General features: G+C 33.4%; 5 protein-coding genes. 1 reads left to right on the plus strand and 4 read right to left on the minus strand.

Annotated features, from left to right (window positions below; translation table 11 throughout):
* Positions 1-758 precede the first annotated feature (758 nt).
* Positions 759-1,655 (plus strand): alpha/beta fold hydrolase, encoded by an 897-nt coding sequence (locus tag AFK68_RS19405; RefSeq protein ID WP_094674289.1) that lies wholly within the window; start codon positions 759-761, stop codon positions 1,653-1,655.
* Positions 1,656-1,807: 152 nt separating this feature from the next.
* Here the strand turns inward: AFK68_RS19405 and AFK68_RS19410 are convergent, their stop codons facing one another.
* From AFK68_RS19410 to AFK68_RS19425, 4 genes are all read right to left on the minus strand, one after another.
* Positions 1,808-3,853, minus strand: a complete 2,046-nt coding sequence (locus tag AFK68_RS19410; RefSeq protein ID WP_094674291.1) for an ABC transporter ATP-binding protein — start codon at positions 3,851-3,853, stop codon at positions 1,808-1,810.
* Between the two features lie 62 nt (positions 3,854-3,915).
* Positions 3,916-5,088, minus strand: a complete 1,173-nt coding sequence (locus tag AFK68_RS19415; protein WP_094674293.1) for a glycosyltransferase family 4 protein — start codon at positions 5,086-5,088, stop codon at positions 3,916-3,918.
* A 670-nt stretch (positions 5,089-5,758) separates the two neighbouring features.
* A complete protein-coding gene (locus AFK68_RS19420; protein WP_094674295.1) occupies positions 5,759-6,967 on the minus strand; it encodes a glycosyltransferase in 1,209 nt (402 codons plus the stop codon).
* A 441-nt stretch (positions 6,968-7,408) separates the two neighbouring features.
* Positions 7,409-7,621 (minus strand): hypothetical protein, encoded by a 213-nt coding sequence (locus tag AFK68_RS19425; protein ID WP_094674297.1) that lies wholly within the window; start codon positions 7,619-7,621, stop codon positions 7,409-7,411.
* Positions 7,622-7,738: the final 117 nt, after the last annotated feature.

Consider the following 7,738-nt stretch of genomic DNA (forward strand, 5'->3'; position numbering starts at 1 on the left):
AAAATAAATTTATCACACCCTGCCCTGAGAAAGTGATAAAAAATACAAAACTATTATCCAAATCTTCATCAAATATTGACTAAAATATAGCTAATCTTCTGTAGACAATAACTCTCCCAATTTCTAGCTTTTCTATTAGCTAGGCATATAAATTCATAACTAAGTGCTGATACAAAATTAATTACACATTTTATTATATATTTCCAATATTATCCATAAATTATCAGTTCTTTTTCCCTATTCCCTTTTCCCTTTCTCAACTAGGAAATTCCTAAAAGCACAACTACTTAACATCTTCATAATTTCAACGATATATTTGATAATTACCAAACTGAAACTCAAGACTTTATCTTGTTCCTGCTGCCTGTTGCTTTATCTCAATAACTAACTTAAATTGGTCACAGCTTCTGTTTAAACCTTAATATTTTGTTGACAAAATATCTCTGAAAGATAAGGTTAAAATCATCAATAATTGGGTGCATCTCATAATTTGCAAAAATACTTTTTTCCTTTTCCCTAAAAGCGAAAAATTTTTCCCTTTCTTCAAAATTGAGATGCACCCAAATAATTTATACCAAATTCATCAAATAATGTTGCTAATAACAATCAATAGATAAGTTATGACTATTCAAAACAGGATTCACCTGATGATGGTAACTGATACGATTTAACTACTACCTAAAACTTATTTGTCCCAAACTTTTTTTCAATTCATATAGGTAAAATAATTAAATTGCTTAGAAATACTATCTATAGAAATGACTACCACAAAAACTTGGACATGGCAAGGCTGGCCAATATGCTACCAAAGTCAAGGAGAACAGGGCCCTCCTGTGATATTAATACATGGTTTTGGAGCTTCTTGGGGACATTGGCGTAAAAATATTCCTGTATTAGCTGCCAGTTGTCGTTGTTATGCTATCGACTTACTAGGTTTTGGTGGTTCAGCTAAACCTATCCCAAGCAAAGATGTTACCTACACATTTGAAACCTGGAGTCAACAAATTAGTGATTTTTGTAGAGAAATAGTTGGTGTCCCTGCTTTTCTAGTGGGAAATTCTATTGGTTGTATAGTCGCAATGCAGACAGCAGTTGATAATCCCAATCTTATTTTAGGGGTAGGAATTATCAATTGTTCTTTGAGACTTCTGCATGAAAGGAAAAGGTCTACTCTTCCTTGGTATCGTAGTCAAGGAGCATCGTTAGTACAAAAGTTGCTAAAAGTCAAGTGGATAAGTCAGTTATTTTTTAACCAGTTGGCAACAAAGAAAACAGTTAAGCGAGTATTGTTGGAGGCATATAAACGTTCTGAAGCAGTAACAGATGAATTAATCGATATATTATTGAAACCTGCAAAAGATGAGGGAGCAGTAGACGTTTTTGTAGCTTTTACTGGTTATTCTCAAGGACCTTTAGCGGAAGATTTATTACCTATATTACCCTGTTCAGCCATAATTTTATGGGGAGAGGAAGACCCCTGGGAAGATATTGAATTGGGAAAGGAATTTGCCAAGTTTAAAACCGTAGAAAAATTTATTCCTTTGCCTGGAGTTGGTCATTGTCCTCAAGATGAAGCACCAGAATTAGTGAACCCCATTTTGGAGGAATGGATATTAGAAAAAGGAAGTAGGGAGTATTCAATAATTAATAATTAATCATTAGGGTTTAAGGATTGGGTTAAAAGGAATTTTCTCTTTTTTCTCCATGAATGGAGAGGCTTCATACCTTAATTTTTCAGTCAAAATAGAGAGTTAAGATAACTAGAAAACCTCAAAGTATCACTCATAAATTTGATAGAAATTCTAAGTTATAGCTTCTGACTTCTGACTTCTGATTTCTTATGATTTGCCATTTGATTTTCAAATATCTCTAAGGTTCTTAAAAGAGAAATTGATGACTGAAAAGCTTCTTCAGTAAGTTCTATTTTTTCTTCAGGTGTATCAACTATCTCATCACTTAGTAATGTTAAAGAACCAATAATTTTGTTGAGAAAACCACGAGCTTCATAAGATGCCTTAGCTAAAACCTGCTGGTCAATATATTTATCAGCTTCAGATGGGTCGCCAAACTGTATAGAATAGAGACGATGATAGTAACCATCTGGTTTTTCTAGAAGTTCTAAATGACTGCCCATTTCAACTAACTTTCCACGGTCTAAGACAGCTATTTGATCGGCATTTTGAATTGTTGAAAGACGGTGGGCAATAACTAAAACTGTGCGATCGCGACTTAATTTATCAATGGCCTCCTGCACTAAACGCTCAGAAACAGTATCAAGGGCACTGGTGGCCTCATCTAAGATTAATATTTCTGGATCTTGCAATAGCGCCCTAGCAATGGCCAATCTTTGTCGTTGGCCTCCCGAAAGCATTACACCGCGATCGCCTATTTCTGTCTCCCATTGCTTGGGTAAGTCCATAATAAAATCATAAGCATTAGCTTGTTTAGCTGCTTCAATAATTTCATTCTCTGTGGCATCAGGACGAGCATAGACAATATTATTTTTTACCGTATCGTTAAACAAATGAGTTGTTTGACTAACAATACCAGTTTTCCTTCTAAGAGTGGTAATATCAAACTCGCGCAAGTCAATACCATCTATAGTAATGGAACCAGAAATAGGGTCATAAAATCTTGGTAGTAAGTCAGCAAATGTTGACTTACCTGCTCCTGAACCTCCCACTAATGCTAAAGTTTTACCTCTAGGCACAGATATATCAACATTTTTGAGAACCAAATTATCATTACCTGGGTAAGAGAAGGAAATTTTCTTAAAATGAATTTTTCTCCTCACCTTTTGAAAAGGTATGGAACCAGGTTTCATAATTGGTTTATTATCTCTTCTCCATAAGTCTACAGCCATATCAAAACTAGCGGCACCTTTGGCAATTTGATTGCGACTGTTATTAATTTGGGATACAATAGGTAGTAAACGAAATAGAACTAAAAGATAGGTAAGTAGGATAGCAGAAACATTTGCAATTTGATCGGCAAATAAATATCTACCTAATAATAGAATACCGATTACCGTCATCATGCTTGTCACTTCATTTACTGGAGCTATTAACGCTGAATTCATTTTTTCTTTCAGTGCTGTGTTCTCTAAGGAAAGCATTAATTTTCTCAACTGTTTATATTCTCTATTTTCACTACTTACTGATTTAATTAACCGAATACCACTTAGAGTTTCAATTACCTTAATTGCATAATTTTTTTGTGCCTGATTTAAAACATTTCCCAATTTCTTTGACTGACGAATAAAGACCTGATTAATTGCTGCTATTAAACCTACTAATAGAGAAGAAATTAAAGTCAGTTCCCAAGAAATAGAAATTAGTAAGCTGACAAATAAGGAAAGAGTGATTACTTGAGTTATTAAATTCACATAACCATTAATAGTTAGCATGCATTGAGCTGTATCTGAGCCTAAACGCTTCGTTAGGTCCCCTACTTTTACTTTCGTGAAGAAGTCTAAATCGCTGTCCATTAATGTTCGAAACATTTCTGATTTAATCGTATTTGCCAGACTCCGATTAAAGGCTACTGTCAATAAACTTTTTAAATAAGTGGTTAAATTTTTCAGAACAATAGTTAATATAACCGCTAAAAGCATTACTACAAGGCGATACTTTTCTGGAACTCCGTCAAAAGGAGATAGTAAAAATTTAATTATCGGCGGAGAACCTTTCAGCTCAATTTCTTGCCCCGAAATTTGCAATAGTATAGGTACTATTAGAGCTGTATTAACTCCATTAAATATTCCGCTAGTAAATCCTAATATAATGTTTCCAATAATTTGAAAATTGAAAGGCTTACGAAGGATAAAATTTAAGATAAATTCTTTTCCAGACATTGATATTTTCCTTGTCTCTAAGTTAGACTCTCTGAATTATTACGACTTTTAATACCTACTCGCTAAATTTTGATTAAGTCTGATAAAATAGTAGCCATAGCATCGATACTATAGTATTTAATACATCTTTCTCTAGCCTTAATTCCTTGGCTATTTGCTAATGTAAAATCATTAAATATTAATTCAATTTGTGTTGCTATTTGTTCGGGAGAACTAGGTTCGACCAAATAACCAGTATCTCCTACAATTTCAGGAATATCACCCACTTTTGTTGCTATAATTGGTTTAGCCATTGCCATTCCATCAGTTAATTTTAATGGAAATTGTGCCTTTGCTTCTGGAGTATCTCTTTGAGGAACCACTATTATATGAGCAGCAGCTACAATTTCTGGCATAACTGTAGGCGGATATTTTGCCATTTGAATTATCCAACGTCCCCATTTTTCTTTTAATTGACGGTCATAATCATCATAAGGACTACCACCCACAATTACCAATCTTAAATCTGGCTGATTGAGTTTGTCTAAAGCTATTAAAACATCCTCCACTCCTTTATAAGGTCGAGGCGCTCCTGGAAACATTAATATTCTATAATCACTCAAGCCATAACGAGTTCTACTTACCTCTGGATCATACTTATTTGGGTCAAATAAATTTGTATCTTTGCCATTTGGTAGATAAATACCACCAAAGCGTTTTTTGAGAAATTGATTGTGTAGAGTCACCTGATCTGCTTTTGAGACCAAACTTTCGATCCATTTTAAATAGAAGGGATGATCTGGTTGTCGTAAAGCTCCTTCTGACTTCAAAATATCTCTAGCTAATTGTTTAAGACTGGGACGATATTTCCAATTATCTCCTCCATGCCAACTTAGCTCCCAATCATCAATATCCAAAAATACTGGGCGACTGGCCTGCATTTTTTTGATTAAGGCTAAACCCAGACTACTAGGTTTAAGTTTATAAGCATAAATAATATCTCCACTAATTTTGTCTAATAGCTCTTTAGCAGAAAGTAAAAATCCCGGATAATATTTCTTGCTAACAATAGGGATAATTGATAGTTCAGCCTGACTAATATTTATAGGAGAATTTGGATCGACAAAGCCTAATATTTCTACATCGCATCCAATCTTTTTTAGAGCTTGAGACAATAAAAAAGGACGGACTGCTCCTCCCCATCTACCTGCTCCACTGCTAGATAGATCGCTAGCTATTATGGAAATTTTTACCAAATCTGCAAGCCTCCAAATTCTAGGTTAGTGTTAGTCCAAAAACTTTTAACCATCTAAAGTAGGGATTACCAGTCAAATTTACCTAATACTTTTTTCATTTAACCATAAATCTACTCAATGTTAACCTAGTTACACAGTCAAATTAAATCTTTAAAATCTTCTGATGTATCCTGAATGGTACTAACTAACTATAGTAATTCTTAACTGTGAGTTAGATCAGAAATTTTATATTTTAGAGAACAGGGATACAGGTGGGAACAGAAAACAATAAAAATAAACTTTACCTCAAAAAGTTGAGCAACGCTTGCCATACCACTAAATATTTATATTTATAGAATTTTTAATTAAGTCTGGAATACTTGCTTAGGCTTGAACACTTGATTTAAAGGGCTGATAAAATTTTCTCTATTCCATTCTTATTTAAAATAACTATAGCAACCCTAAATCATTTGTCAAAAATAGATAAAAACTTTAAAACCATTACCTCTGTTGTCTGTTCCCAGATTAGCTGTTGCATTTTTACCAGATGTTTTGTTCGCAACCTATGCGCTGATTACTATATATCTATAATTATCTACTTATCTACTTATCTACTTATCTACTTATCTACTTATCTACTTATCTACTTATCTACTTATCTACTTATCTACTTATCTACTTATCTACTTATCTACTTATCTACTTGAGTCACTCGCCAACTTAGTTTCATATTTACCCAGAAGTTCCATAAAGTAACAGTAGCAATCGCTATTAACTTAGCCAGATATTCATTAATTCCAAAAAGATTAAATAATAAGTTCACAATTAGTAAATTAAAAATCAAGCCAGTCAGACAAATTAAGTTAAATTTTAATAACCTTTTAAACCTTTTCTGCCAACCACCTTGAGAACTAGAGATATCTCCAAAAGTCCATAGGTCATTCCACAAAAAATTATTGATAATTCCTGCTTCAGCAGAGAACATAGCACTGCCAGTTAAGCCCAAACCCATAGCTTCACGCAATAAATAAAATATTGCTATATCTACAGATACACCACTAAAGCCAACTATAACAAATCGGATAAATCTACCAATCGGCCATTTAGCAAATCTTAAAGTTAGTAAGTGTTGTAAATATTCTATATATTGTTTCCAGGTAACTTTACTTTCTCCTCCTAAACGTTCTTGGAAAACATAGCCTACTTCTGCCACCAACCGAATATTACCTCGGCATAAAACTTCAATCAGGATTTTGTACCCCACTGGGCTAAGAGTTTGGCCAGCGATCGCTGACCGATGAACCATAAAATAGCCACTCATTGGGTCAGAGACTCGCCCTACTACTCCAGGCAAAATAACTAATCCTAAAAGTTGAGCCCCACGAGACAAAAATCTTCTAACTATACTCCAGTCACTGACACCCCCTTCTTCAACATGACGACTAGCTACTGCTAAATCAGCACCTTTTTCCATTTCTGCTAATAGTTTTAAAAGGGTTTCTAGAGGATGTTGTAAGTCAGCATCAATAACTCCTAATATTTCTCCTTTTGCTACTTGCCAACCACGAACTACTGCTGTAGAAAGTCCTCTTTCTTTTTCTCTACACATTACCCGTAGTTGTGGGTATTCTCGTGCCATATTCTGAGCTACTTCCCAGGTTAAGTCTGGGCTATTATCATCTACTATAATTAATTCATAGGCATGAGGAATTTGAGTATCTAATAGTTGAGTTAGTCTTTGGATAAGCGTTGGAATATTTTGACTTTCTTTGTATGTAGGAATCACTAGAGAAAGTTTGATTTCTATGGTACTTGATTTTCTGGCATTTTCTGTTATTGCACTAACATTTAATAAACCAGTTGGGACTCTGATTAATGAGTTTTTTTGACTTGTTATCATTAATTTATTCTCTTTTTTCTTTCTGGCTTAGTGTTGAATATCATAAAATCAATATCAGTAATTGCTAATTTTTATCCCCTCTTTATTGATGTTTTTAACCGTAAAATCAAGTATTTTTATGTGATAATTTGAATCGCCAATAATTAGTTAAATATTATTCAGATTAATTTTGATTTATTATTTATCCACAACGATCATTTTTCCTAGTTGAATAATGATGATGTGATTTTATTTTGCCATAAATTTAGCTCTGCTATGAGCTTGACTAATTATCATCAATCAAATTAATTTTACCCATTTGAATAAAATCAAAGATCTGATTAATTTGATGNGTAATTAAAACAAAAGCGAGCCGAAAAATCCACAACGATCATTTTTCCTAGTTGAATAATGATGATGTGATTTTATTTTGCCATAAATTTAGCTCTGCTATGAGCTTGACTAATTATCATCAATCAAATTAATTTTACCCATTTGAATAAAATCAAAGATCTGATTAATTTGATGTCGCTCTTCATCTGTTATTTTTTTTTCCGATAAAATTGCCGAAGTAAGCTGTAGATATTCCCGACGACTGAGTTTACCTGATGTCATAATTCGGTTTACCATTTGATTAATTGTCACCTTTGGTTGATTTTGCTCACTCCATAACATAAGTTCTTAATCTACTATCTATTTATGATTTGTTAATTTGGGATTATGTGTTTAATAATACACCTTTGAAAGTAATATGGAATCAATACTATAGCAGTTATCACCATAGTTGTACAG

The sequence above is a fragment of the Hydrocoleum sp. CS-953 genome (assembly GCF_002260545.1).
In the GTDB taxonomy this organism is placed as follows: domain Bacteria; phylum Cyanobacteriota; class Cyanobacteriia; order Cyanobacteriales; family Microcoleaceae; genus Trichodesmium.

Excerpts from the sequence above, each read along its gene's own strand:
- AFK68_RS19425 (WP_094674297.1), bottom strand. The coding sequence starts at position 7,621 with ATGTTATGGAGTGAGCAAAATCAACCAAAGGTGACAATTAATCAAATG.
- AFK68_RS19405 (WP_094674289.1), top strand. The coding sequence starts at position 759 with ATGACTACCACAAAAACTTGGACATGGCAAGGCTGGCCAATATGCTAC.
- AFK68_RS19410 (WP_094674291.1), bottom strand. The coding sequence starts at position 3,853 with ATGTCTGGAAAAGAATTTATCTTAAATTTTATCCTTCGTAAGCCTTTC.
- AFK68_RS19420 (WP_094674295.1), bottom strand. The coding sequence starts at position 6,967 with ATGATAACAAGTCAAAAAAACTCATTAATCAGAGTCCCAACTGGTTTA.